The 24,838-nt window shown below is 70.0% G+C and carries 20 protein-coding genes and 4 pseudogenes; 17 read left to right on the top strand and 7 right to left on the bottom strand.

Annotated features, from left to right (window positions below; all coding sequences use genetic code 11):
• Positions 1-441: 441 nt before the first annotated feature.
• The 13 genes and pseudogenes from ACQ86J_RS18960 to ACQ86J_RS18900 all read left to right on the top strand — a co-directional run bounded on the left by ACQ86J_RS18960 (position 442) and on the right by ACQ86J_RS18900 (position 12,658).
• Positions 442-1,080: a glycosyltransferase gene (locus tag ACQ86J_RS18960; protein ID WP_431266724.1), complete on the top strand. Its 639-nt coding sequence runs from the start codon at positions 442-444 to the stop codon at positions 1,078-1,080.
• Positions 1,032-1,589: a glycosyltransferase gene (locus ACQ86J_RS18955; RefSeq protein WP_431272462.1), complete on the top strand. Its 558-nt coding sequence runs from the start codon at positions 1,032-1,034 to the stop codon at positions 1,587-1,589. Before ACQ86J_RS18960 ends, ACQ86J_RS18955 begins: the two co-directional genes overlap by 49 nt.
• The gene (locus ACQ86J_RS18950) at positions 1,589-2,461 is read left to right on the top strand and encodes a glycosyltransferase (RefSeq protein WP_431266723.1); all 873 of its coding nucleotides are present in this window, start codon (positions 1,589-1,591) and stop codon (positions 2,459-2,461) included. The genes ACQ86J_RS18955 and ACQ86J_RS18950 overlap by 1 nt, the downstream gene beginning before the upstream one ends.
• A gap of 19 nt (positions 2,462-2,480) precedes the next feature.
• Complete coding sequence (locus ACQ86J_RS18945) at positions 2,481-2,792, top strand: glycosyltransferase (RefSeq protein ID WP_431266722.1); 312 nt, start codon at positions 2,481-2,483, stop codon at positions 2,790-2,792.
• 384 nt (positions 2,793-3,176) lie between these two features.
• A complete protein-coding gene (locus ACQ86J_RS18940) occupies positions 3,177-5,408 on the top strand; it encodes a GumC family protein (protein WP_431266721.1) in 2,232 nt (743 codons plus the stop codon).
• A gap of 423 nt (positions 5,409-5,831) precedes the next feature.
• Positions 5,832-6,704 carry an O-antigen ligase family protein gene (locus ACQ86J_RS18935; protein ID WP_431266720.1) on the top strand — a complete coding sequence of 291 codons (873 nt, stop codon included), beginning with the start codon at positions 5,832-5,834 and terminating at the stop codon, positions 6,702-6,704.
• The gene (locus ACQ86J_RS18930) at positions 6,701-7,981 is read left to right on the top strand and encodes a glycosyltransferase family 4 protein (RefSeq protein WP_431266719.1); all 1,281 of its coding nucleotides are present in this window, start codon (positions 6,701-6,703) and stop codon (positions 7,979-7,981) included. The genes ACQ86J_RS18935 and ACQ86J_RS18930 overlap by 4 nt, the downstream gene beginning before the upstream one ends.
• 441 nt (positions 7,982-8,422) lie before the next feature.
• Positions 8,423-8,809: pseudogene (locus ACQ86J_RS18925) on the top strand (AMP-binding protein); the annotation flags it as partial.
• Between the two features lie 89 nt (positions 8,810-8,898).
• Positions 8,899-10,056: an AMP-binding protein gene (locus ACQ86J_RS18920; protein WP_431272461.1), complete on the top strand. Its 1,158-nt coding sequence runs from the start codon at positions 8,899-8,901 to the stop codon at positions 10,054-10,056.
• A gap of 2 nt (positions 10,057-10,058) precedes the next feature.
• The gene (locus tag ACQ86J_RS18915) at positions 10,059-10,328 is read left to right on the top strand and encodes a hypothetical protein (protein ID WP_431266718.1); all 270 of its coding nucleotides are present in this window, start codon (positions 10,059-10,061) and stop codon (positions 10,326-10,328) included.
• Positions 10,329-10,361: 33 nt separating this feature from the next.
• Positions 10,362-11,069 carry a hypothetical protein gene (locus ACQ86J_RS18910; RefSeq protein WP_431266717.1) on the top strand — a complete coding sequence of 236 codons (708 nt, stop codon included), beginning with the start codon at positions 10,362-10,364 and terminating at the stop codon, positions 11,067-11,069.
• 11 nt (positions 11,070-11,080) lie between these two features.
• Positions 11,081-11,455, top strand: a complete 375-nt coding sequence (locus tag ACQ86J_RS18905) for a hypothetical protein (RefSeq protein ID WP_431266716.1) — start codon at positions 11,081-11,083, stop codon at positions 11,453-11,455.
• Positions 11,355-12,658: pseudogene (locus ACQ86J_RS18900) on the top strand (LLM class flavin-dependent oxidoreductase). The gene ACQ86J_RS18905 and the pseudogene ACQ86J_RS18900 overlap by 101 nt, the downstream one beginning before the upstream one ends.
• On the opposite strand, the pseudogene ACQ86J_RS18895 reads toward ACQ86J_RS18900, so the two are convergent.
• Positions 12,609-13,357: pseudogene (locus ACQ86J_RS18895) on the bottom strand (SDR family NAD(P)-dependent oxidoreductase). The pseudogenes ACQ86J_RS18900 and ACQ86J_RS18895 overlap by 50 nt on opposite strands.
• A 351-nt stretch (positions 13,358-13,708) precedes the next feature.
• On the opposite strand from ACQ86J_RS18895, the gene ACQ86J_RS18890 reads away from it, so the two are divergent.
• The 4 genes from ACQ86J_RS18890 to ACQ86J_RS18875 are packed head-to-tail and all read left to right on the top strand — an operon-like array spanning position 13,709 to position 19,271.
• Entirely contained in the window at positions 13,709-14,728 is a 1,020-nt protein-coding gene (locus ACQ86J_RS18890) for an efflux RND transporter periplasmic adaptor subunit (RefSeq protein ID WP_431266715.1), read from the top strand.
• Between the two features lie 6 nt (positions 14,729-14,734).
• Positions 14,735-17,872, top strand: a complete 3,138-nt coding sequence (locus ACQ86J_RS18885) for an efflux RND transporter permease subunit (protein WP_431266714.1) — start codon at positions 14,735-14,737, stop codon at positions 17,870-17,872.
• Between the two features lie 5 nt (positions 17,873-17,877).
• The gene (locus ACQ86J_RS18880) at positions 17,878-18,663 is read left to right on the top strand and encodes a hypothetical protein (protein ID WP_431266713.1); all 786 of its coding nucleotides are present in this window, start codon (positions 17,878-17,880) and stop codon (positions 18,661-18,663) included.
• Positions 18,591-19,271, top strand: coding sequence for a TolC family protein (locus tag ACQ86J_RS18875; protein WP_431266712.1), 681 nt, complete (start codon positions 18,591-18,593; stop codon positions 19,269-19,271). Before ACQ86J_RS18880 ends, ACQ86J_RS18875 begins: the two co-directional genes overlap by 73 nt.
• Positions 19,272-19,281: 10 nt before the next feature.
• Here ACQ86J_RS18875 and ACQ86J_RS18870 read toward each other — a convergent pair whose 3' ends face one another.
• From ACQ86J_RS18870 to ACQ86J_RS18845, 6 genes and pseudogenes are all read right to left on the bottom strand, one after another.
• A complete protein-coding gene (locus ACQ86J_RS18870) occupies positions 19,282-19,731 on the bottom strand; it encodes a hypothetical protein (protein WP_431266711.1) in 450 nt (149 codons plus the stop codon).
• 409 nt (positions 19,732-20,140) lie between these two features.
• Positions 20,141-20,374, bottom strand: a complete 234-nt coding sequence (locus tag ACQ86J_RS18865; protein WP_431266710.1) for a hypothetical protein — start codon at positions 20,372-20,374, stop codon at positions 20,141-20,143.
• Positions 20,335-21,639 (bottom strand): protein adenylyltransferase SelO, encoded by a 1,305-nt coding sequence (locus ACQ86J_RS18860; protein WP_431266709.1) that lies wholly within the window; start codon positions 21,637-21,639, stop codon positions 20,335-20,337. Before ACQ86J_RS18860 ends, ACQ86J_RS18865 begins: the two co-directional genes overlap by 40 nt.
• Before the next feature lie 313 nt (positions 21,640-21,952).
• Positions 21,953-22,963, bottom strand: a pseudogene (locus ACQ86J_RS18855) (zinc-binding alcohol dehydrogenase family protein).
• A 41-nt stretch (positions 22,964-23,004) separates the two neighbouring features.
• Complete coding sequence (locus ACQ86J_RS18850; protein ID WP_431266708.1) at positions 23,005-24,132, bottom strand: hypothetical protein; 1,128 nt, start codon at positions 24,130-24,132, stop codon at positions 23,005-23,007.
• Between the two features lie 35 nt (positions 24,133-24,167).
• The gene (locus ACQ86J_RS18845) at positions 24,168-24,782 is read right to left on the bottom strand and encodes an ABC transporter substrate-binding protein (RefSeq protein WP_431266707.1); all 615 of its coding nucleotides are present in this window, start codon (positions 24,780-24,782) and stop codon (positions 24,168-24,170) included.
• Positions 24,783-24,838: the final 56 nt, after the last annotated feature.

Below are 24,838 nucleotides of genomic sequence, written 5' to 3'. Positions count from 1 at the left end.
CGCCTCACCTGCTATCAGGTCACCCGCCACACCCGCCATGTCATGCGCGTCGTGGCCGCCCCGCCCCGGAAAGCAGGTTCGGGTCCGGACGCGGACCCGCAGCGGAGCGAGCTCTGTCGCCTCCAGCGCGGCCAACCAACCGCGGCGCGTGCCGGATCGACCATAACGCTATCGACCATAACGCTGTTGTGCAGCGCAAAATCCGCCTTTGCAGATAGACGCGGCTTGCCAGGATGCGACAGACAGCGGAATGTCGTGCTGCAAACGAACCTATCGTAACACGCCCATCGTAACACGGCAGAGTCAGGTCCCGACCCCTCCGGGCCACTGGTTGAGACCTGACATGTCGCCGTAGCAGCGGGTCCACGACGCGCCGCAGCAACGCTTGCAATAGGCCGGCAGCGATGCCGAGGCATTCTCTCGGACACTGAGAGCGAGACGATGATCCGTGAATTTCTTGTCGACCTCACAACTCTCGGCAGAGGCTTCACCGGCGTGTCCGTCTATGCGCGCAACCTCGCGGCGCATCTCGAGACGACGTTCGATTGCAGGATTCTTGCGCCCGCCTACCTAGCCCGCGAGTTCCGCCGCGGTGTGGTCTGCCCCGAGCCGATATACGTGAAGCGCAGCCTGGTCGCCCGGCGGCCGCTCTGGCAGCACCGTGCCGGCATCTCACTCACGGAGGGCAGCTTCGTCTATGCGCCGCACATGCGGGGGATCTGGGGCAACCTCCGGCAAGTGATCACCATCCACGACTTGATCGCGCAGTACTACCCGACGCGCAATGTCATCGAAAATGCCTTCAACGCTCGTCTCCTTCCCCGCATCGCGCGTGCGGCGGTCGGCGTCGTGACAGTGTCCGAGGCATCCCGACGCGACATTGCGGAGTACTTCCATATCGACCAGGCGAAGATCGCCGTGGTCGGCAACGGCCTCGATCTTTCGCGCTGGACGCCCGCCGGGCTGCTTGGCCCCGAGGGTGGGCCCCCTATCTCCTCGCGGTCAGCGCCAACCGCCCCTACAAGAACACGCTGGAGCTCATCGCCCATCACCGGCTCTGGTCCGGCCGCTACCGGTTGAAGATTGTCTCGACCAAGGCGCGATACGGCGTCGCCATCCGCGCGGCGGTGGCCGAGGCAGGGCTGACCGAACGCGTCGACTTCCTCGATGATCTGCCCGAAGAGGCGTTGATCGACCTCTACCGCCACTGTGCCGCCGTGGTGTATCCGTCCCTGATGGAAGGCTTCGGCCGGCCGGCCTTGGAAGCGATGGCCGTGGAGCGTCCGGTCATCCTTTCGGACATTCCCGTGCACCGAGAAATCTTCGGCGCCGCCGCCATCCTTATCACGCCCGGCAGTCCCGCGAGCTGGGAGGCGGCTTTTCGGCGGCTGGAGGAGGCGCCGGAGGTGGCACGACTAATCGCCGCCGGGCGGCCCATCGTAAAGCGCTTCGGCTGGGACCGGGTGGCCCGGGAAGCTCGAAGCGGCCCTGCTGCGCTTCGAGCCGGGCCTCGAGGCCCTTCGTATCCGTCACTGAGCATGGTGCCGGTCAAGCTGCCGCATGACGAGATGGCCGCACGATGCGCGTAATGATGCTCCATAATTTCTACCAGCAGCCCGGCGGCGAAGATGAATGCTTCGCGGCCGAGGCCGCATTGCTGGAATCCAAGGGGCATGAGGTGGAGCGGGTCGTGCTCCACAACGACAGCGTGTCCGAACTGGGCATGGCCACCGTGGCGGCGAAGACCATCTGGAACGCCGAGGCATGCCGCGACCTGCGACGGCGCATGCGCGACAACCCGCCGGACGTCTTGCATGCGCACAACCTGTTTCCATTGTTCTCACCGGCCGTCCTGCGGGCTGCCAAGGCGGAAGGCGTGCCGGTCGTCCAGACGATGCACAACTATCGCTTGTCCTGCGTCAACGCGATCTTCTTCCGGAGCGACAAGCCCTGCGAGGATTGCCAGGGCCGCACCCTGCCGTGGCCCGGCGTTCTGCACCGCTGCTACCGTGGCAGCGCGCTACTCAGCGGGGGCGTCGCAAGCATGATCGCCACGCATCGGCTGCTGCGCACCTGGTCCCACCATGTCGATGTGATGATCGCCCTGACCGAGTTCGCGCGCGCCAAGCTCGTCGCCTCCGGGATTCCCGCGGCGAAGATCGCGTTGAAGCCGAACTTCCTCGCCATCGACCCGGGTGCCGGTCCGTCCACCCGCGAGCGCTATGCCCTGTTCGTCGGCCGCGTCACGCCCGAGAAGGGTGTCGCCACGCTCATCCGCGCATGGGCGCATGTGCCGGGACCGCTCGGCTTGAAGATTGTGGGCGACGGTCCCTTCGCCGCCGAGGCCGCCAGGCTCGCCGCCGGGGATTCCCGCATCGAATTCCTGGGCCGACGACCATCGTGCGAGACGCTCGAACTCATGCGTGGCGCCCTGGCCGTGGTGGTGCCGTCCGAGTGGTAGCGAGACCTTCGGCCGCGTCGTGATCGAGGCCTTTGCCACTGGAACGCCGGTCATCGCCGCGCGCATCGGCGCGATTGCCGAACTGGTCGAGGAAGACCGGACCGGACGCCTGTTCGAACCGGGCAACCCGGAGGATCTCGCCCGCAACCTTCTGCAGGTGATCGGGGATTCTGCCATCCATCGGAGCATGCAGATCGCGGCGCGCGCGGAATATGCCGACCGCTATACGGCCGAGATCAACTACGCCGCGATGCGCCGCATCTATGACCGCGCACGCGTGTTGGCAGCGGCGCCGCGCAATGCCAATCGGCACGCCACGCCAGCGGACTAGCGCTAAACGGAACGAGATCGGATCGAGGTCGCAGAGGCCAGACAATGTCGCAGGCGTGTGTTGTTGAAGGGTGGAAGTGCCCACTAGTTTACGACAAGACCGAAACCGAAAATCGTTGCTGGCAACCGTGCATCGAGTTCCGGAGCCGCTGACCTGGATAATCGGGATGCACGTGGTCTGCTGTTCGAATCCGCTTTGCCGCTTTTCAGATCGAGTTGGGACAGAGGCCATGATCATCCGGACACCCGGGAGAATACAGCCGCAGACTTCCGACCCGCGCGCCACGTCAGGATCGGCAAGACCGGGAAGCGCTGCGGCACGGCAGCGCCACCCTGTCCTGCGCGCAACGACCATCGCCACAAATCCAGCTGGATTGGGCAATCGATGAGCCAGAACATGTTTCCGATGCCGCTAGGGAACCTGCACGGCGCTACGGCGGACGTGGCGTTTCGCCCGACCGAAGCGAAGTCTGGGCTCGCCGCGCTCCTGTCGGTGCTCGCTGGTCGGAAGTGGACCTTGGCGCTTTCGATCCTCTCCGTGACAGCTCTCGCGACGGTTGTCGTCTACAATCTGCGCAGTGAATATGTGGCCGAGGCCGTCATCGTCGTGGGCGCCCGCACCCCGCAGATGATCGAGTTGCAACCGGTCGTCACCGCGTTGACGATCAATCCCATGCTGGCGCAAGCGCAGGTCGAGACCGAGATCCAGATCGTCCGGTCACGTGGGCTGGCGGACCGGGTGATCGCGCGGCTGGGGTTGAAGCAGGATCCGGAGTTCAATCCGACCCTCTCAGAAGATTGGATTGGCCGTGTGCTGGCCTGGTTGCCGGATTGGGTTCGGTCACAGCTCGCCGGGCTGCGGCAGGCGCGCGAGGAAGACGTCGCCGACTCGGAGGAAGACACCGCGGTGTTGACGCAGTTCGGTCGGCATCTCGGCGTGTCGCCGGTCGGCCGCTCGACGACCCTCGCCATCACGGTGTCCTCGGTTTCGCCCACGAAGGCCGCCCTGATCGCCAACACCGTGGCGGATGTCTATCTCGAGAACGCGCTGGCCGAGAAGACGTCCGGCACGGAGAGGGCGGCTGCGGCGCTGACGGAGCGCGTGCGGGACCTGCGTGACAAGCTCGGACGCTCCGAACGGGCGGTGGAGGACTACCGCCTGCGCCGGGGGCTCGTCGCCGGGGACGACAAGGGTGGCACCTCGCAGCAGTTGAACGACATCCGGTCGCAGATCGCCCTCGCTCAGGCGGCGGGCGCGACCGCCGAGGCGCGGCTGGCACAGATTCGTGGCCCGAACGCCTCCGTCGCCTCCTCGACCGACGTGCTCGGCTCGCTCACCATCCAGAAGCTGCGCGAGCAGGAGGCGATGCTCGTCCACGACCAGCAGGGGACCCTCACCCGGCTCGGCTCCATGCATCCTGAGGCGATACAGAAGCGCGCCGCGGTGGACGCCATCCGCCAGCAGATCCGGCGCGAGATCGACAAGATCGCGGCCTCGCTCCAGGCGGAGGCGCAGATCCAGCGGACCCGTGAGCAGACCCTTCGCCAGGACGAGGCGGCGATCGAGCAATCGATCGGCACGCGTCGCCAGGCGGAGGTTACCTTGCGCGAGCTGCTGCGTGAGGCGGAGGCGGACCGCAATCTTTACGAGCTCTTCCTGCGCCGCAGCCAGGAGGTCACGCAGCAACTCGGCATGCAGCAGCCGGACGGCGTGATAATCTCGCGCGCAACGGCGCCGTCCCGGCCGGCCTGGCCGCCGAAGCTGCTTTTCATCGGCATCGCGGCCATAGCCGCGGCGGTGACGTCGAGCTTCCTGGTGGTGCTGCACAACATGCTGCGCGGGAAGTTCCGCACGGCGGAGGAGGTGCGGGAGACGCTCAACCTTCCGACCGTCGGCGTGGTGCCGCGGCTTTCCATGCTGCAGCGCCTGCGCGACACGCCGGAAGCGCAGCCGGTGAACCGGCCCGGCTCAGTCTACAGTGAGGCGATCCAGCTCCTCCGCCTCGTCCTGCGTGGCAGCGCGGACAAGGTGATCCTCTTCACCTCGGCCATCCGCCACGAAGGCAAGACGGCGGTGGCCCTGTCCCATGCGAGGATGGCGGCCCGGGCGGGGGAGCGGGTCATCTACATCGACTGCGACCTCCGGCGGTCGCGCATCCACCATGTCCTCGACAAACCGAGCCTGGGCTTGGCCAGCCTCCTTTCGGGACGCTGCACGCTGGAGGAAGCGGTGCGGACAGAGCCGTCGACCGGTCTCGCCTATATCGCGGTCCTCCACTCCGAGCACGGCCTGCCGGCCGATCTGCTCGGCGGCCAGGCGATGCGGATGCTGGTGCGGCAGGTCGCCGACAGCTACGATCTCGTTATCCTCGACACGCCGCCCGTGCTCGCGGCGACAGATGCGTTGCTGCTGGCGCCGCTCGCGGATACGACGCTCCTGGTGGTCAACGCCCGCAAGACGCCCCGACGACTTGTGCGTGCGGCGGTCGCGCGCCTGGCTCAGGCCCGCGTCGTCCCGGGTGGCGTCATCCTGTCGATGGCTCCGGAGCACGATATGCAACGGCGCGGTTACGAATATCATGGCGCGCACCGGGCGGCTCTCACCAGCGGTGCGTGACCTCGCATTCGCCGGTCAGGCACGACCGTCCGGCGCAGCGCGGTGGTTCCTGGCTGGCGGCGCGCTTGCCGTCATGCTCATCGTGCTCGCCTTCGGAGGATTGCTGCAGGCGCCAGACGCGCTCTCAGAGGGTGCGTCCGCGTCCCGCATCATCGAGGTGGCCTTCATCGGCGCGGCCCTGTGCGTCACCCTCGCCATGCGCGGCACCGAATACACCATCCTGTCCCGGGAGGCACGGGACGGCTTCGCGGTCATATTGCTCTTTGCCGCCTGGGCCTTCCTCTCTTCCTTCTGGTCCGCCCTGCCACTAACCGCTGCGGTCAAGGCCATGGAGTTGGGCGCCATCGCCATCGTCGCGCATGGGCTGGCGGTGACGGCCCCGGGCCAGGGCGCCGAGCGCGGCGCCTCCATGCGTGCGACACGGTGGCGCTCGGACTTTGCCTGGCCATCCTGGTCCTGCTCTGCATCAACATCCAGACCTGGCACACGCCGCTGCACATCTCCTATGGCGAGGATTTCGACGCATTCAATCCATTCAGCGGCGCCGGGCGGCCAAGGCTGCACCTCGGATTCCTGCACCCACTGACCAGCGCCTTGCTGATCGCCATGGCCATCGCCTTCACGCTCAACACGTCTTTGTCAATGGTGGCCAAGGGTGCTGCGTTCTGTTCGCTTGGTGCCCTGCTGTGGCTCTGTGACGCCCGGGGCATCACAGTCGGCTTGACGATCGCCATGCTCGTTGCGCTTTTCCTGAATGCCCGGCCATCGCTTCTGAAATCTTGGATCGGCTTCGCTGTCATCCTGATGATCCTGGGCGGCGGGGTCCTGGCGATGGTCTACGTCGACTTCAATACACTGGTGGCGAAGGTGATCGGCGAGGAGGCTGCCACTCTGAATGGTCGCACGGACCTGTGGGCCTATGTCTTCAACCTTGCGCTCGACAACGCGCTGCTTGGCGTCGGATATTACGCGACTCGGCTCCAGTTGCTGCCCGTGTTTCCCTTCGCCGGGCACGCCCATAACAGCTTCCTCGAGGTGTTCCTCTCGACTGGGTTGCCCGGCGCCTTGCTTTTCGTCGCCTTCCTGGCGCTGTGCATCGCGCGGCTGGCCCGCACCACCGACCCGCTGCTCGCCGCACTCCTGCCGGTGTTGCTGATCGAGGGGAACCTCAATCCGGTGCTCTTCACGCCTGGACTTGCAATGCTGTTGCTGCCGGTCGTGCTGTTCATCGCCGAAGAGCCTGCCATGCGGAAGCCGGGGACCGGAGTGCGGATCGTCGGGCGGAGCCATATATGAAGATCCTGATCGCCGGCCACGGATGCTGCCCGGGCGTCGGGTCGGAACCCGGCGTCACCTGGAACTGGGCGGTACACCTTGCGGCGGACAACGATGTGTGGGTCATCACCCATGAACACTTCAAGCCGGCGATCGAGGCCTTCCTCGCAGAGCATCCCTGTCCACGCCTGAGCTTCGTCTATACCGGCCGACTCGGCTGGTTCGATCCGCTGCGGCTCCCCTCGCAGCGGGGCATCCGACTGCATTATGTGCTCTGGCGTTGGCGAGTGCTTCGGTTGGCGCGGGCACTGGACGCGCAGCATGACTTCGACATTGTCCACCATATCAGCTGGGCCACGGTCAGTGCGCCGCCGCTGCTGTGGCAGGTCGGCAAGCCCTTCGTCTGGGGACCGGTCGGCGGCGGCCAGGTGACGCCGGGGGCATTCCTCCGCTATTTCGGCCTCAGCGCGCCTCTGGAGATGCTGCGGACCTTCCGCATCCGGCTGCTGTCGATGTTGCCGAATGTCCGGCGTGCCGCCTCCGCCGCAGATGCCGTCTTCGCGGTGAACCGGGAGACGGCGCAGCTGCTCCGGCAGGCTGGCGCGGCCGAGCCGATCCTCTTCCTCGATGTCGGCACACCGGCAGAGGTGTTGAAGTCGCCGCCGCTGCCGCGCCCGGTTAACGGGCCTTTCAGCGTCCTCTGGGCCGGTCGCATCGAGGCCTTCAAGGGCATCGGCCTCTTTCTCGAGGCGGCGGCCCTCGTCACCTCCCCTGACATCCGCTTCGATGTCGTCGGCGACGGCGCCTGGGAAGCCAACGCGCGGCAGTACGCACGGAAGCTCGGGCTGGATGGCAAGGTGCGCTTCCATGGCCGCCTTTCGCACAAGGAACTCCTCTCGCGGTTCGAGACGGCACATCTCTTCGTCTTCACCAGTCTACGGGACACCTTCGGCAATACGTCGCTCGAGGCGCTCATTGCGGGTGCGCCGGTGATCTGCATCGACCACAACGGGGTCGGCACGCACCTGCCAAGGGAGGCCGCAGTCAAGATCCCGGTCACCACGCCTGCCGAGGTTGCGAGCCGTATCGCTCAGGCGGTTTCCGATCTGGCGGAAGACCGAGTGAAGCTTGCCAGGATGGCGGAGGCAGGACTGCGCTACGCCCGTTCGGTCGGATGGGAGAAGCGGGCCGATGCCATGCAGGCGCATTACAAGGCTATTCTGGCGCGCCGACACCACGTGGAACCAGCGCCGCCGAGCTTGCTTCCCGGTGCCGCCATGCCCGACCACTCCGGCTGACAGGCTCGCGTGCCGGCGCGGCGCTTCGGACTGCGTGCGCTTCGCGACCGCGCCTGGACGGCGCGTGACACAATCCCTTGTCGTGCGTTCGGCCGAGATCGCCCGGAGTTGCCATGCGTCGCGAAGCTTTTGAAGCCGGCAGAACTATTCGATGCTTAATAGGTAAACGCCTAAGGCGCCGAGTTTTGGGTGGGAATGGGGCTGCGTGCAAGGCGATTGCGCATCTGCGCAAGGCGAGCATGGTAGAGGCAATCACCTGATGACCCTACGGAGAGTTGGGCTTCTGTCCACAAGTCGTACAGGCATTCATCGCCCCTCGCGTCTGAATTTCCATGCCATCCTGGTAGGCCTGCTGCACGGCACGGCGGACGCCCTCGCCGCGGAAGCGCTGGCGACCTCCGGCTCCTGTTCGGGACGCTGTGGCGTCCGCACGTATCTCTGATGCCCGTGCTGCAGGCGAGCGCGCCCACCGATGAGCCGCGTTCACTGCCTCTGGTGGCGAGCCTCGCCGACCTCTTCCGCCGTAGCGCCGAGCGGCACGCGGAGCGGACGGCCCTCTGGGTCGACGGCGTCGCCGTGTCCTACCACGACCTTGCCGCGCTGGCCGAAGGCATTGCCGGGCCGCTGAGCGCACATGGCGCCACCGCAGGGGCGCTCCGCTGCGCCATCCTCGGTGCCCGGAGCCTCACAGCCTTCGCCGGCGTGCTGGGCTCCGTCCTCTCCGGCGCCACCTATCTGCCACTGAATCCCCGGCATCCGGTGGCGCGGCTCGCGCATGTGCTGGATGTCGCGGAGGCTGCGGCGCTGGTCGTCGATGCGCGGTCCTTGCCTGCTGCCCGCGAGGTGCTCGGCCAGGCCAATCGACCCATGCTCGTGCTGCTGCCCGAGACGGCCAGCCCCCGGACTGGGCGACGGCGCTGCCGCAGCACCGCTTTCTCTGCCGGGACGCGCTGGAGCGGCCCGGCGCCTCCCGGCTGCGGCGCCCAGGTCCTGACGATGGCGCCTATCTGCTCTTCACCTCCGGCAGCACCGGGGCGCCGAAGGGCGTGCCGCTGCGCCATGCGAACGTCATGGCGTATCTGCGCGCGACGACGGCGCGCTACCAGCCCACGCCCGACGACCGGTTCACGCAGCTCTTCGACCTGACCTTCGACCTCTCTGTCCACGACATGTTCCTGTGCTGGGGGGCCGGCGCGGCGCTCTATTGCCCATCGGATGCAGCGCGAATGGCGCCGCAGGAATTCGTCCGCCGCCACGATCTCACCTTCTGGTTCTCGGTGCCCTCCACGGCGACCTACATGCAGCGGCTGCGGATCCTGCGGCCCGGCCTTTTCCCGAGCCTGCGCTGGAGCCTGTTCTGCGGCGAGGCCCTGCCGCGCCGGATCGCCGAGGCATGGGCGGCAGCGGCGCCGAACTCCACGGTCGAGAATCTGTACGGGCCCACCGAGGCGACGATCGCCATCACCGCCTACAGGCTGCCCGCCGACCCCGATGCGGCGGCGCAGCTGCCCGATATCGTTCCGATCGGCAGGCCATTCCCGGGGCAGGCAGCGATCGTGATCGACGCCGAGGGCACACCCGCGCCGATGGGCGAGGCGGGCAAGCTCTGCCTGGGCGGCAGCCAAGTGGCGGAGGGCTATTGGCGGCGGCCGGACCTGACGGCGGAGCGCTTCCTGCCACCGCAGGGCACCGACCCGGGCATGGGCTGGTACCGCACCGGTGACCGTGTCCGCGAGACGGCCGAGCACGGCTTGGTTTTCCTTGGCCGGATGGATCGCCAGGTGAAGATCAACGGCCATCGCGTCGAGTTGCAGGAGGTCGAGGCCGCACTCGGGCGGGCCGCGGCCAGCGACTGCGTCGCGGCCTTGGCCTGGCCGCTGGATGCCGGCGGGCTTGCCCGCGGCATCGTCGCCTTCGTCGGTCGCGACGACATGCCTGCCGAGGCCATCTTGGAGGCCTGCAGGCGGATGCTGCCGCCGTACATGGTGCCGTCCCAGATCCGGCCGCTCTCCGACTGGCCCGTCAACGATCACGGTAAGGCCGACTACAAACGCCTGCGCCAACTCCTGGAGTGATCATGCCGCACAACGATGCCCCGACGCTTGATGCCACCGATGGTGCCGTGCTGGACCTGTTGCGGCAGGGCCTGGCGAAGGCGCTGCGCAATGCCGGCCTCTCCCGCGACACGGACAACGTCAACCTGCTGGAGGTTGGCGTGATCGACTCCCAGCGGCTGCTGGACCTCATTCTCGACGTCGAGGGCAGCAGCGGCCGGGTCTTCGATCCCACGCGCATCGACTTCGAGAGCGGCGTCACGCTTGCCAAGCTCGCTGGCGCCTTCATCTGAGCAGGGGGCCGAGAGCCCGGGGGAGATCATCGCATGCCGCTGCGTGTGATGCGGCTGGACAGCACGATCAGGCCGGCTTTCGAGCGGCTGCTGGCGGAGATCTGGGGGCAGACCTGGGACGAGGAGCTTGCCCGCGCGCTGGTCCAATGGCGCTACGACGAGAGGGTACCGGCGGGCGAGACCTGGGTGGCCATGGACGGCGAGCAATGCGTCGCCCTGGTCGACTCCTTCGTGCGGCCCTACCTCCTCGACGGCCGGCGCATCGCCATGCGTGAGACATGCGACTGGTACTGCCTTCCCCGGTACCGACCGCTCGGGGTCGGCATCCGGCTCGTGCGCCAGCTCATGGCCTGCCCGGAGCCGCTTATCTCGATCGGTGGATCGGAGACCAACCTGGCGATCCTGCCGCGCCTGGGCTGGGCCGAACTGCCGACGGTCGAACGCTTCCTGCTGCCGATCAGGGCGCGCAACCTGACGGGAACCTGGCTGCGCACCAAGTGGCCGGCCCATGAGGGCTTGGCCAAGGCCATTCCGCGCTTCATCCCGCTGCGGCCGGCGCGGCCAGCGCCACCGCCGGCCGGCGGCATTCCCGGGATCACGGATTGGAGCCCGGGAACGGCGGCGCCCCTGCCCATCCCCGAGCGTGGCGGGCTCGTCGAGTTGCTTTCGGCGGAGGATCTCGCCTGGATGACCCGGATCCCCCGGCGGTCGCGGAGCCGTTTGGCCTCGTCTTCTCCCTAGACGGGCAGACGGTGGGCTTCGCCTACGCGCATATCGAGTTTACGGCATCGGGCCGCGATGCCTGCATCGTGCACCTGCAACTCGCCCGCGACTGCCCGGCGCTGGCCGACTGGATCGTCGCCGAGACCGCCCGCAGGCTGGCCCTGCGCGGCGTCGGCATCATCCGCTGCTGTGCGTCCACCGAGGCGAAGATTGCCGCGCTGCGCAAGGCCGGCTTCATCTCCTGGAAGCCGCGGCCCGCATTCTGGTGGCCGAAGCCGGATGTGCCCAGGCCGGCCCAGATCGATGCCGGCTACCTCCGGGCGGACGACTTCATCTCGTTCACCGCCCTGCGCGGGCGCTGGATGGCGAACGGACACGAGGGCACGCTCCAATCCGCGGTGTGACCATGGCCATGGGGAGGCTTCCATGCAGAATCTCGGGCACGCGCTAGAAGTCTTTTCCACCTGTCCGCAATCGAAGGAGTTCACGCCGGCCGACTACCTGCGGCGCGCGCGCGAGGTCGCCCGGTGGAGCGACGAGGCCGGCTGCACCGGCATGCTCATCTACACGGACAACAGCATCGTGGATCCCTGGATGGTGGCCCAGGCCGTGCTGCAGGATACGCGCCGGCTCTGCCCGCTCGTCGCGGTGCAGCCGGTCTACATGCATCCCTACGCCGCGGCGAAGCTGGTCGCCTCGATCGCCTTCCTGCACGAGCGGCGCATCTGCCTGAACATGCTGGCCGGGGGTTCCGCAACGATCTCCTCGCGCTCGGCGACGAGACGCCGCATGACGACCGCTATGCGCGGACGGTCGAGTATTCCCTGATCCTGCGCGGCCTGCTGGGCTCCGACCAGCCCTTCAGCTTCGAGGGCCGCTACTACCGCGTCCAGGGCCTTCGCATGACGCCCGCCCTGCCCGCGGCGCTGTTTCCCGGCCTGCTGATCTCCGGCTCCTCCGAGGCGTCCCGGGCCGCCGCCGCGGCGATCGGCGCGACCGCGATCGAGTACCCGAAGCCGATCGAGGCACCCGAGGAGATCCCGGCCCCGCCGGCCTGCGGCGGGGCGTGCGGATCGGCATCATCGCCCGCGACGATGCCGAGGAGGCGTGGCGGATCGCCTGGGACCGCTTCCCCGAGGATCGCCGCGGCCGGCTCGGCCACGCCCTTGCCATGCGGGTCAGCGATTCGGTCTGGCACCGGCAACTCTCGGAGCAGAGTGCCGCGCCAGCGACGCCCGGCTCGCCCTACTGGCTGTGGCCGTTCGAGAACTACCGCACCTTCTGCCCTTACCTGGTCGGCGACCATGCGACGGTCGCGCGGGAGGTGTCCCGCTATCTCGGGCGCGGGGCATCCTCCTTCATCCTCGACATCCCGACCGAGCCGGGCGACCTCGAGCATGCAGCGATCGTGTTCCGCATGGCCGCGCGGCTTGCGGACCAAGCGGTGGCCGAATCCCCGCCGGCGCCGCATGATCCCGATGCGCCGCTCCGGCGGGGAGGGGCGCGCCACTGTCGGCATCGGGCTCCCGAGGGAGCCGGATGCAGGCCGGCCGCGCATCAGTCCCGGTGGACCCGCAGCGGTCCGAAGCTCTGCACCACCGGCATGACCTGCAGCAGGTTGACGTTCACCCGCGCCGGCCGTGTCGCCACCCAATGCACCGTGTCGGCGATGTCCTCCGGCGTCAGCGGATCGGTCCCGGCATAGACGCCGGCCGCCTTGGCCTGGTCGCCCTTGAAGCGAACGCCGGAGAATTCGGTCCCGCCGACGAGGCCAGGTTCGATATCCATCACCCGCACCCTGGTGCCATGCAGGTCGGCGCGCAGGTTGTAGCTGAACTGGCGGACGAAGGCCTTGGTCGCGCCATAGACATTGCCGCCGGGGTAGGGCCATTCGCCGGCGGTCGAGCCGATATTGACGATATGCCCGCGGTCGCGCGCCACCATGCCGGCCAGCACCGCGCGGGTCATGTACATCAGGCCCTTCACGTTGGTGTCGACCTCGCGTCCCAGTCGTCGAGGTCGGCGGCCTGCGCCGGTTCCAGCCCGCGCGCCATGCCGGCATTGTTCACCAGCACGTCGACCTCCACGAATTCCGGCGGCAGGTTGGCGATGCCGCGTTCCACCGCGGCGCGGTCGGTGATGTCGATCGCCAAGCCGTGCACGCGCTGCGGCCCGATCTCCGCCGCCAGCGCCGCCAGCCTGTCGGCGCGCCGGCCGAGCGCGACGATGGAGGCGCCGTCGGCGGCGAAGCGGCGGGCGATGGCCAGGCCGAAGCCGGTGGTGGCCCCTGTGACGAGGACGATCATTCGAAGTCTCCTTCGCGGCTGCGTGATACCTACGCCGAAGCGTGAGGGGTTGAAACACCTTACAAAATGTCCATTATCCGGCGCGTCGGCCGGCGTTGCAGACCGCTTCAAGGCGGCGCGTCCTTCGCAAGGACCTCTTGAGCCGAGGCACCCCGGCATCGGGTGCGCATGATCTGGGCGCTGAGCCGTGCGCCTCCCGGCCCGTATCGATCGGAGGCTATTTCCGTGTTTTCCGTCAAGACCGCGTGGCTTCGGCTATGCGTGTTGCTTCACGTGCTTGCCATTCCAGCCCTGCTGCCCGGGCCGGCCGCGGCGGCCGAACCGCAGCAGACCAGCGAAGTCCTGATCCGCATGGAGGATCGCCGCGCGCGGGCCGCCGGCATCGACGTGACGCGGGTGCAGGCGGAAGCGGGAACGACGCAGACCATGCTGCCGGGCACCGTCGTCGTACCGCCGCAACAATTGCGGATCGTCGCGGCGCCCGCCGCCGGCCTCGTGGAATCCGTGCTGGTCGCACCGAACGAGCCGGTGAAGGCCGGCCAGGCCATCGCCCGCCTGCGCAGCACCGACCTGCTGGAGGCGCAGCGCACCTATCTGCAGGCCCTGTCGGCGGAGGCGCTGGCGCGCCAGCGGCTAGCGCGCGACGAGCAGATGTTCAAGGAGAAGATCATCGCCGAGCGCCGCCTGCTGACCACCCGCGCCGATTACGAATTCGCCCGCACCACCCTGCAGGAGCGCGAGCAGATGATGGCGCTGCTCGGCATGGCCGAGCCCGACATCAAGGCGCTGCGCGACAGCCGGAAGATGGCCGCCGCCCTGGTCGTCACCGCGCCGGAGGACGGCGTGGTGCTGGAAACGCGGACCAGCGCCGGCGAGCGCGTCGCCGCCTCCGCCCCGCTCTTCTCCATCGCCCGGCTGAAGCCGCTCTGGGTCAACCTGCAGGTGCCGCTGCCGCAGGCCATGGTGATCGAGCCAGGCACGCGGATGAGCGTCCCTGGCACCCCGGCGCAGGGCGAGGTGGTGCGGCTCGGCCGCAGCGTCGACCCGACGACGCAGAGCGTGACCGCGGTGGTCGAGGTGACCGACGGCGCCGAGACGCTGCGGCCCGGCCAGGTGGTCACCGCCTCCGTCGCGCTGCGGCCGAACGGCACGCCGCAATGGCGGCTGCCGGCCGGCGCGGTGGTGCGGCATGCCGGCCGGTCGTGGGTCTTCGTCCAGGTCGCGGAAGGCTTCCGCGCCAAGCCGGTGACGGTGATCGCCGAGACCGCCAGCGGCGCCTCCATCCGCGCCGGATTGGCGCCGGACGACAAGGTCGTCTCGCGCGGGATCCTGGCGCTGCTGGCCGAACTCACCGACGTCTACGGGGGCTGACCGAAGATGCTCGGACGCCTCGTCGCCTGGTCGCTGCGGCGCCGGCTCATCGTCTTGCTCGCCACCATCGGCATCCTCGCCTGGGGCATCGACAGCTACCGCAAGCTGCCGATCGACGCCTTCCCCGATGTCTCCCCGGTGCAGGTGCTGGTCGCCATGCGGGCGCCCGGCCTGCCGCCGGAGGAGCTGGAGGCGCAGGTCACCAACCCGGCCGAGGTGGCGATGAAGGGCATCCCGAACCTGATCGGGATCCGCAGCGTCACCCGCTATGCCGTGGCGCTGATGACCTTCGAATTCGCCCCCGGCACCGACATCTACTGGGCCCGCACCCAGGTCGACCAGCGGCTCGACGACCTCGAGGAGCAGTTGCCCGACGGCGTCTCGGGCGGCCTCGCCCCGGTGGTCACGCCGCTCGGCGAGATGCTGATGTTCACCCTGACCGGCGGCGGCCTGTCGCCGCAGCAGCGGCGCAGCATCCTGGATTGGACCATCCGGCCGCAGCTGCGCGGCCTGCCCGGCATTGCCGACGTCAACACCCTCGGCGGCTTCGTCCGCACCTACGAGGTGGCGCCCGATCCCTCGGCCATGGCCGCCCGCGGCATCACCACGGCGATGCTGGCCGAGGCCCTGCAGCAGAACAACCGCAACGACGGCGCCGGCCGGGTGCGCGACGGGGAGGAGGCGCTGCTGGTCCGCGCCGAGGGCCGCATCCGCACCATGGACGACATCCGCGCCATCGTCGTCGCGGCGCACCCGACCGGCGTCGTCCGCGTCTCCGACGTCGCCGATGTCCGCTTCGGCGCGCTGGCCCGCAACGGCGTCGTCACCAAGGATGGGGAGGGCGAGGCGGTCTGGGCCATCGTGCTCGGCCTACGCGGGGCGAATGCCAAAACCGTGGTGAACAACGCCAAGGCCAAGCTCGAGCAGATCCAGAAGACCCTGCCGGAGGGGGTCAAGGTCGACATCTTCTACGACCGGAACGAACTGATCGAGAAGGCGGTCTGGACCGTGCAGAAGGTGCTGCTGGAGGCGATCGCGCTGGTCGTCGTCCTGCTCATCCTCTTCCTCGGCAACCTGCGCGCGGCGCTGGTGGTCTCGCTGACATTGCCGCTGGCGGTGCTGTCCACCTTCATCGTCATGCGGCTCACGGGCATCTCGGCCAACATCATGTCGCTCGGCGGCCTGGCCATCGCGATCGGCCTGCTGGTCGACTGCTCGGTCGTCGTCGTCGAGAACACCGCGCACCACTTCGCCCATGCGCATGGCCGCACCGATTTCCGCACCCGCATGCGGATGACCGGGGAGGCGGTGCGGGAAGTGGCCGTCCCGCTGGTCTCGGGCGTGGTCATCATCGTCACGGTCTTCCTTCCCCTGCTGTCGCTGCAGGGGCTGGAAGGGCGGCTGTTCGCCCCCGTGGCGCTGACCATCACCTTCGCGCTCTGTGCCGCGCTGCTGCTCTCGCTCACCGTGGTGCCGGCGCTGGCCGCGACCCTGCTGAAGCAGGGCGGCGGCACCCGCGACCCCTGGCTGGTGCGGCTGCCGCACCGCGGCTACGACCCCTTCCTCGGCTGGGCGATGAGGAAGCCGCTCGCGGTCGGCGCCGTCGCCGTCGCGGGGCTGGTCCTCGCCGGCTTCCTCTTCACCCGCATCGGCTCCACCTTCATGCCGGTGATGGACGAAGGCACGCCGGTGGTGACGCTGCGCAAGCACCCGACCATCGGCGTCGATGCGGCGGCGGCCACCGACATGATGATCCAGCGTCAGATCATGACGGCGGTGCCGGAGGTGCGCGGGATCATGGCGCGCGCCGGCGCTGACGAGCTCGGCATCGACCCCGTAGGGCTGAACGACAGCGACCACTTCCTCGACATCAAGCCGCGCGAGGAATGGCGCCAGCCGAAGAACCGCGACTTCGTGGTGGACGAGGTCCGCAAGGTGCTCGACCACATCCCCGGCATCTCCTACGCGATCAACCAGCCGATCGACATGCGGGTGCAGGAGATGATCATCGGCGCCCGCGGCGACGTGGTGATCAAGGTCTTCGGCTATTCGATCGACGAGCTGAACCGCATCGCCGGGGAGGTCGAGCGCGCGGTGCAGGGCCTCGCCGGCGCCTCCGACGTCTTCGCCCTGCGGAACGAGGGGATGAAGTACCTGAAGGTCGAGATCGACCGCTTCGCCGCCGGCCGGCTCGGCATCAATGTCCGGGACGTGCAGCAGGCGCTGCGCGTCTGGGTGGATGGCCGCGACCTCGGCATCGTGTTGGAGCAGGAGCGCCGCATCCCGCTGATGCTGCGCGGCGAGGGCAGCCTGCGGCGGTCAGCGAGCGACCTGCAGCGCGTCATCCTGGCGCTGCCCGGCGGCCGCACCGTGGCGCTGTCGCAGGTGGCGCATATCAGCGAGGAGGAAGGCCCGATCCAAGTGATCCGCGAGGGCACCCAGCGCTACGCGACGGTGCTGGCCAATGTCCGCGGCCGCGACCTGGTCGGCTTCGTCGCCGAGGCCCAGGCGGCGGTGGCGAATGCGGTGAAGATGCCGGGCGAGTACCGGCTGGAATGGGGCGGCCAGTTCGAGAACCAGCAGCGCGCCTCGGCCCGGCTGGCGATCGTCGTGCCGATCGCGCTCGCCATGATCTTCCTGCTGCTCTATTTCACCTTCAACTCGGCGCGGCAGGCCGCGCTGGTCTTCTGCAACGTGCCCTTCGCCGCGATCGGCGGCGTCATCGCGCTGTACCTCTCGGGCGAGTTCCTCTCGGTCCCCGCCTCGGTCGGGTTCATCGCGCTGGTGGGCATCGCGGTGCTGAACGGGGTGGTGCTGGTGTCCTACATCAACCGGCTGATCGCCGAGAACGGCCTGTCCCTGCATGACGCGGTGCGGGAAGGCGCCAAGCGGCGGATGACGCCGGTGGTGCTGACCGCGACGATTGCCGCCTTCGGCCTGGTGCCCTTCCTGTTCGCGGAGGGGCCGGGCTCCGAGATCCAGCGGCCGCTGGCCATCGTCGTCATCGGCGGGCTGGTGACCGCGACCGTGCTGACCCTGGTGCTGCTGCCGATCCTCTACGACCGCTTCGCCCTGAGCCGGGCCGAGGCGGTGGCGGAGGCGGAGACGCATCCCGCGGCGCCGCGCCCGGCGGCGGCGGAGTGACCCCGATGCAGCGCGCCTTTCTCGCCGCGGCCACCGCCGCGGCGCTGCTGTCCATGCCCGCCATCCATGCGGGGGCGCAGCAGACCCCGCTCTCGCGCCCGCCGCTCTCGACCTTCCAGGACCCGGCCCCGCTGCCGCCGGTGGCGCGGCCGCAGCCGGTGCCGCGCCGGGCCGAGCCGCGGCGGGAGGAGCCCGCACCCCCGCTCCGCGCCCGCCGCGCGCCGCCGGCGGGCCCGCCGCGCCTCGAAAGCGCCGCGCTCGGCCGCGACCTCGACGCGGCGCTCGGGATCGATGCCGGGGCCCGCGCCATCCTCGGCCAGCGCGCCGCGATCCGCGCGCGGGACGCCCAGGTCCGCTCCCCCATCGCCGGCTCGCCGGCGCTCGGCGGGTCCTTCCGGTCCGACACGCGTGGGCCGCGGCTCGCCAATGAATGGGATGTGGAGATCGGCGCGCCGCTCTGGCTGCCGGGGCAGCGCGGGGCACTGGCCGGGACCGTCACCGCGGGGGTCGAGGAGCAGGACCGCCGCTTGGCGCTGCGCCGGCTCGAGCTCGCTGGCCTTCTGCGCGACGCCTATTGGGCGGTCGGGCTAGCGGTGTCGGAACTGGGCGTAGCGCGCGACCGGCTGGCCACCGCGCGCGACATCGGCCGCGACGTGCAGCGGCGGGTCGAGCTGGGCGACATCCCGGAGACCGAGGCGCTGCTGACCCGGAACGAGGATTGGCCGCGGCGCTCGACTACGCCAGGGCCGAGGCGGCGGTCGCCGCGGCGCGGGCCAGCTACCGCACGCTGACCGGGGGCAGCGAGGTGGCGCTGGCCGCGAGCGGCGGAGTCCCGGGGCCGCTGAAGCCGGAGGCGGCCCTGGCCGATGGCGCCGGCCACCCGGCAGTGCGCGCCGCCGAGGCCGCGCTGGCCACCGCGGAATCCCGCAGCCGGCTGGTAGCGGCGACGCCGATCGACAATCCGGAGCTCGGCCTGTTCACCCGCGGCCAGGGCGGGCCGATCACCGAGAACGGTACCTCGCTCGGCCTGCGGGTCCGCATCCCGCTGCCGACCGAGGCGCGCAATGCGCCGCGCCGGGCGGATGCGGAGTTCGAGCGGACCCGGGCGGAGGGCGAGCTGATCCAGACGCGGCGGGTGGTGGCGGGCGAGGTCGGGCTGGCCCGGCTGGCGGTGCAGGCCGCCGAGCAGGCGCGGCGCCTGGCAGGGGAGCGCAAGGCGGTGGCCGACCGGCAGGCGGGCGCGGCGCGCACCGCCTTCCGTGCCGGCGAGATCGGCGCCTTCGACCTGTTCCGGGTGCGCCAGCTGCAGATCGAGGCGCTGGCGGTGGATGCCCGGGCGCAGGTGGATGTGGGCCGGGCGCGCAGCCGGTTGAACCAGGCGCTGGGACTGGCGCCGTGAGGCGGTGTCCTCAGCGCGGATCCTCAGGCTGCCGGCGCCAAGCCAAGTCTTGCTCGGGGATGTGCAGCACCTCCAGCACGCGATGCAGCGCGGCATCGACCTGCCAAGCTTCGTGCAGTTCGGCCGGCAGGAAGATGGAGAACTGGTCCGCTGGCTCGCCGTCGTAGCGCTGCAGCATCACCAGCAGGGGCACCTCCTCGGCCTCGGGCTGCGGCGCGGCGATGCGCAGCCCGGCGGCGAAGGAGGGACCGGCGCGGTGGGCAGGAAAAGCCGGGATCTCCGCCCGGACCTGCCGCAACCTGAGAAAGGCGGCGCGGTAGCCGTCCAGGTCGTCGGTGCCCCGCGACAGGTCGATGCCACGATGGGCGGCAAAATGCTCGAGGGAAGACCGCACGACCGCCTGGGGCAGGAGGTCCGCCTTGACGTCCTGGGGCGGAACCTGTGTGACCCGGTCAGTCACGGAACCCTCCTCGTTACGGCAACGGATATGCATACCATGTCATTCGGGTGCGACGATACGCCGGAACTGCCCTCGCGCCAGTAAGCAACGCTTGGCGTGCCGGTTCCGGGGTAGGGGGGACATCGGTCCGGAACTCGATGCCATTCTCCCTAGCCGGCAGTGGACCACGATATGCCTTAACGGAGGGCGCGCCTCCCCAGTTCGGCGCGTGGCCGCAGATCCGGCCTTCAACTTCCTGCCGTCGCGCCAGGTCGGCGGTCTGGGTCGGCGACTGGACGCGGTGGAACGGGCCGTACCGCAGTTGACCGGATCCCATTCCTCTCCCCCGACGCTTCCGCTGCCGAGGATGGACCGGCAATCGCCGCGCGCCAAGCCGGGCCGCGTCCGCGGCCGGTCGTCGCGCGGCGGCTCACGTCCCGCAGAAGGTCGCCAGCACCCGCTCCTCCGGCTGCGGCGGCAGGGTGTAGCGCTCGAGCCCCGGGCGGTCCTCGAAGGGCCGGGCGGTGGCGTCGAGCAGCGCCTCGAAGACCGAGAGGTCGCCGCGCTCCACCGCGGCGACGATCGCCGCCTCCATCTGGTGGTTGCGCGGGATGATGGCGGGGTTCACCGCCTGCATCGCCGTCGCGCGCTCGGTGGGCGCCACCGCCTCCTCCGCCAGCCGCGCGCGCCAACCGGCGGCCCAGCCGTCATAGGCCGTGGGGTCGGCGAAGACGCCCGCGCCGCGGCATCGCCCTCCGGCCCCGCCGCGGCGCCGCAGAGCGCGCGGAAGGTCAGGGTGAAGTCGGCGTTGTTCGCCTGCATCCGCGCCAGCAGGTCCTCGGCCAGCGTCAGGTCCGCCTCGCGCGGCTCGGTCAGGCCCAGCTTGCGGCGGAGGCCGGCATGCCAGGCCGCCTCGAAGGCCGGGGCGAAGCGGGCGAGCTGCTCCTTGGCGCGCTCGATCGCCGGGTCGGTCTCGGCATCCAGCAACGGCAGCAGCGCCTCGGCCAGCCGGGTCAGGTTCCAGTGCACGATGCCGGGCTGGTTGGCATAGGCGTAGCGGCCGTAATGGTCGATCGAGCTGAACACCGTCTTCGGGTCGTAGGCATCCATGAAGGCGCAGGGGCCGTAGTCGATCGTCTCGCCCGAAATGGTGCAGTTGTCGGTGTTCATCACGCCGTGGATGAAGCCGATCAGCATCCACTGCGCGACGAGGCGCGCCTGCGCCTCGACCACCGCGCCGAGGAAGGCGCGGTAGGGGTGCTCGGCCCCGGCGAGGTCGGGGTAGTGCCGGGCGATGGCATAGTCGGCGAGGATGCGCAGGGCGTCCTCGTCCTGCCGCGCCGCGAAGAATTGGAAGGTGCCGACCCGCAGGTGGCTGGCGGCGACGCGGGTCAGCACGGCACCGGGCAGCGGCGTCTCTCGCTGCACCGGCTGGCCGGTGGTCACCGCGGCTAGGCTACGGGTGGTCGGCACGCCGAGGGCGAACATCGCCTCCGAGATCACGTATTCCCGGAGGACCGGGCCGAGCGCGGCGCGGCCATCGCCGCCGCGCGAGAAGGGCGTGCGTCCCGAGCCCTTGAGCTGGATGTCGCGGCGGATCCCGTCGCGCCCCACCACCTCGCCCAGCAGGATGGCGCGGCCGTCGCCGAGCTGCGGGGAGAAGCCGCCGAACTGGTGGCCGGCATAGGCCTGGGCCAGCGGCTCCGCCCCTCGGGCACCGCGTTGCCGGCCAGCACCGCGACGCCCTCGGGCGAGGCCAGCGCCGCGGCATCCACCCCGAGGGTGGCCGCCAGCGCCGTGTTGACGCGGATCAGGGCCGGGGCGGCGACCGGCGTCGGCGGCAGCTTCGCGTAGAAGCGGTCGGGCAGGCGGGCGTAGCTGTTGTCGAAGGCAAAGAGGGCCATGCGGCGGAGTCCCCGGGGCTTTCACCCCAGGTCGGGTCTCGGGATGGCGGGGGCAAGGCCGCGGCGGGGGTGGCACCGGACGGTACGCTTGCAGCGCGTATCGGGTCGGAATATAGGAATATAGTCAAGGCCGACGGTCTGTCCGGGCCACCCCGGGCTTTGTCCGAAAGCCGATCGGGACCCCCGGGTTGAGGCGCTCAAATCCTGAAATCCTCAAGCCCCGCCCCCGCATGCCGCTGGCTCGATCGGGGAGACCCCGAAGGACCCGGCTTCCACCCCAGGCCGCTCAGGGAGGTTGGCCTGGTCCGGACGTTGTGGATCCCGCGGCGCGGCCCGGATCAGAACCCCTCCAGCACAGCCTTGCCGCGCATGGTCCCGGCCTCCACCAGAGAATGCGCCTGGCGGAGGGTGGCGACGTCGATCCGCCCGAGATGCCGGGTCATGGTGTGCCTGATACGGCCGGCATCGATCAGCCCGGCGACCTCGGCCAGCAGCCGGTGCTGCTCCGCCATGTCGGGGGTCTGGTGCAGGGCGCGGGCGAACATGCCCTCGAAGACCAGTCCGGCGGATTTCGGCCGCAGCTTCTGCACGTCCATCCCACTGGTGGCGTCGATCACGCAGACCAGGCCGAAGGGGCCAGCAGCTTGCAGATCGCGTCCCAATGCGCATCGGTGCGGTTGATGCCGAAGACATAGGGCACCCGGAGCCCCAGCGCCTTGACCTGCGCCGGCAGGTCGCCGGCATGGTCCAGCACATGGTGCGCCCCGAGCGAGAGGCACCACTCCCGCGTCTCGGGGCGGGAGGCGGTGGCGAGCACCGTCAGCCCGGTGAGCTGCCGCGCCAGCTGGATGGCGATCGAGGCGACGCCGCCGCCGCCGCCGAGGATCAGCACCGCCTCGCCGGGGCGATCCTCGCCGCGCGGGATGCGCAGCCGCTCGAACAGCGCCTCGTAGGCAGTGATGGTGGTCAGCGGCATCGCCGCGGCCTCGGCGAAGGAGAGGCTCGTGGGCTTTGGCCCGGTGATGCGCTCGTCCACGAAGCTGCAGCTCGGCATTGCTGCCGGGGCGGTTGACCACGCCGGCGTAGAAGACCGCATCGCCGGGGCGGAACAGGGTGCAGTCCGGCCCCGCCGCGCGCACCACCCCGGCGGCGTCGAAGCCGAGCACCCGCGGCTTGCCGCCCGGATCGGCCGCGGCGCGCTGCTTGGCATCCACGGGGTTGACCGAGACGGCGCGCACCTCGACCAGCAGCTCCCGCCCCTGCGGCGCCGGCGGCTCCGGCAGGTCGAGCCCGAGCAGCGCCTCCGGATGCTCGACGGGATGGCAATGGGTGTAGCCGATGGCTTTCATGGGGGTCCCTCCGTTGGGCCGGGACGGTAGGGGCCGGCGGCTCAGCGCACCAGCCGCAGCGTCCCGGTCGAGGGGATCTCGCCCGCCGATTTCTGCAGGTTCAGCAGCTGCGCGGTCAGCGCCAGGACGGACAGGGTGAGGTCCTCGCGCGGGTCCTGCTCGGCCACCCACCAGCTTGTGCCGCGATAAGCCACGGCCAGGCGCGGCCGCGGCGGCGGGCTGGGCCAGAGCCGGAACAGCCGGGGCGTCGCCTCGCCGATGCGGATGCGGACGGGCTGCCCGGCCTCCTCCCGCCGCTGCAGCGCGCCGAGATGGCGCAGCACCTCCTCGACCGAGCGGAGATACCAGCCGCGGCCGGCCACCGCGGCGCGGCCGGGCGGCATGGGGTGGTCCACCACCTCCTCGGCGGTGCAGGGATCGCCCTCCTGGTTCATCGGCGAGACCTGCGGCGCCTCGTTGTCCATGGCCAGGGCGCGGTAGCGGCCATCGCCCTCGGCGATGCAGAGCGCGAGCTGGCCGACCGGGCGATAGAGCCGCCAGCCCGGCCCGTCCGGCCGGAGGGAGACGCCGGGCTGGCGCAGGTCGGACAGGATCTCGGGCGCCGCGGCCTGGGCGGCGGTGAGGCGCGGGCCGAGCGGGATCAGCCTGGTGTAGCCGTTGAACTGCAGCCTGCCGTGCCGGGTCAGCGCCTCGACCGCCGCGGCGAAGTCGGGATTGCCGGGTTCGTTCGGGATGGCGCGGCCGCCCGGCCCCTCGTCGAAGCGGGAGACGAGGAGGTGCAGCAGCAGCGGGTCGGGCAGGCCGTGGTCGGACAGCAGGCGGAACAGCGCCGGGTCGATCGGCCGCAGCAGGCCGCGGGCGAATTCCTGCCGGTCGAGCGGGCCGATGTCGAAGCTCGGGTTGGAGGCGACGAGGCCGGCCGGCTGCACGCCGTTGTTCACCGCGGTCAGGTCGTAGCCGATCCCGGCCGAGACGGTGAAGGCGCCATGGATCGCGCCGATGGTGGTGAAGTGCAGCGGCGCGCCGTCCCGGGCGCGGAGGATATTGACCACCAGCAGGGTGTCGGCGGCCTGCTCCACCGAATGGTTGTAGTCGACGCTATGCGTGCCGATGACGCCCGAGAGCGAGCAGCCGGGCAGCAGCAGGGCGAGGAGGAGCGCGCGGATCATGCCGGAGGGACAACGCCAGCGGCGCGCGGTTGTCACTAGCCCTGCAGCAGCGTCGCCGTCCGCCGCCGCAGCTCCGCCTCCAGCCGCGCCGCGCCGCCTTCCCGCAACAAGGTGGTGAATTCGGCGCGGCGGCTGGCCAGCTCGCTGACCGTGCCGCTGAGATAGACGTCCACCACCCGCCAGGCGCCGCCGAAGTCCCGCAGCAGGTAATTCAGCGCTACCGGCTCCTCGCGCGGGCGGAGCAGCTGGGTGCGGACCAGCCGGTCGCCGCTCTGCAGCGTGTTCTCGCCGGTGGTCTGGAAGCTCTCGCCGGAATAGCCGTCGAAGCGATGGGCGAAGGTGGCGATGGACCAGTCGGAGAAGGCGCGGATCAGCGCCTGCTGCTCGGCGGGCGGGATCTGCGTCCAGGCCGGGCCGATGGAGATGCGGGTCATCGCCTCGAGGTTGAAGGCCTGCGCCATGACCGGCCGCAGCCGCCCCTCCCGGCCGCGGACGCCCAAACGCTGGGCGTTCTTCATGATGTCCAGCAGGGTGGCGTTGAAGCCCTCGATCACCGCGGCCGGGGTGGCCTGGGCCCGGGCTGGCAGCGGCGCCGAGGGGGCGAGGAGCGCGGCGAGGAGGAGCAGGGGGCGGCGGGGCAGGGCGTGCATGGCGGGCGGCTTACCACGCGACGCCGGGGGCGGGCGACCGGGGCCCCGATCAAGCC

The organism is Dankookia sp. P2, assembly GCF_050632255.1.
Taxonomy (GTDB): domain Bacteria; phylum Pseudomonadota; class Alphaproteobacteria; order Acetobacterales; family Acetobacteraceae; genus Paracraurococcus.
Note: the sequence above shows the minus strand (reverse complement) of the source record. Positions and strands in the feature narration are given on the sequence as shown.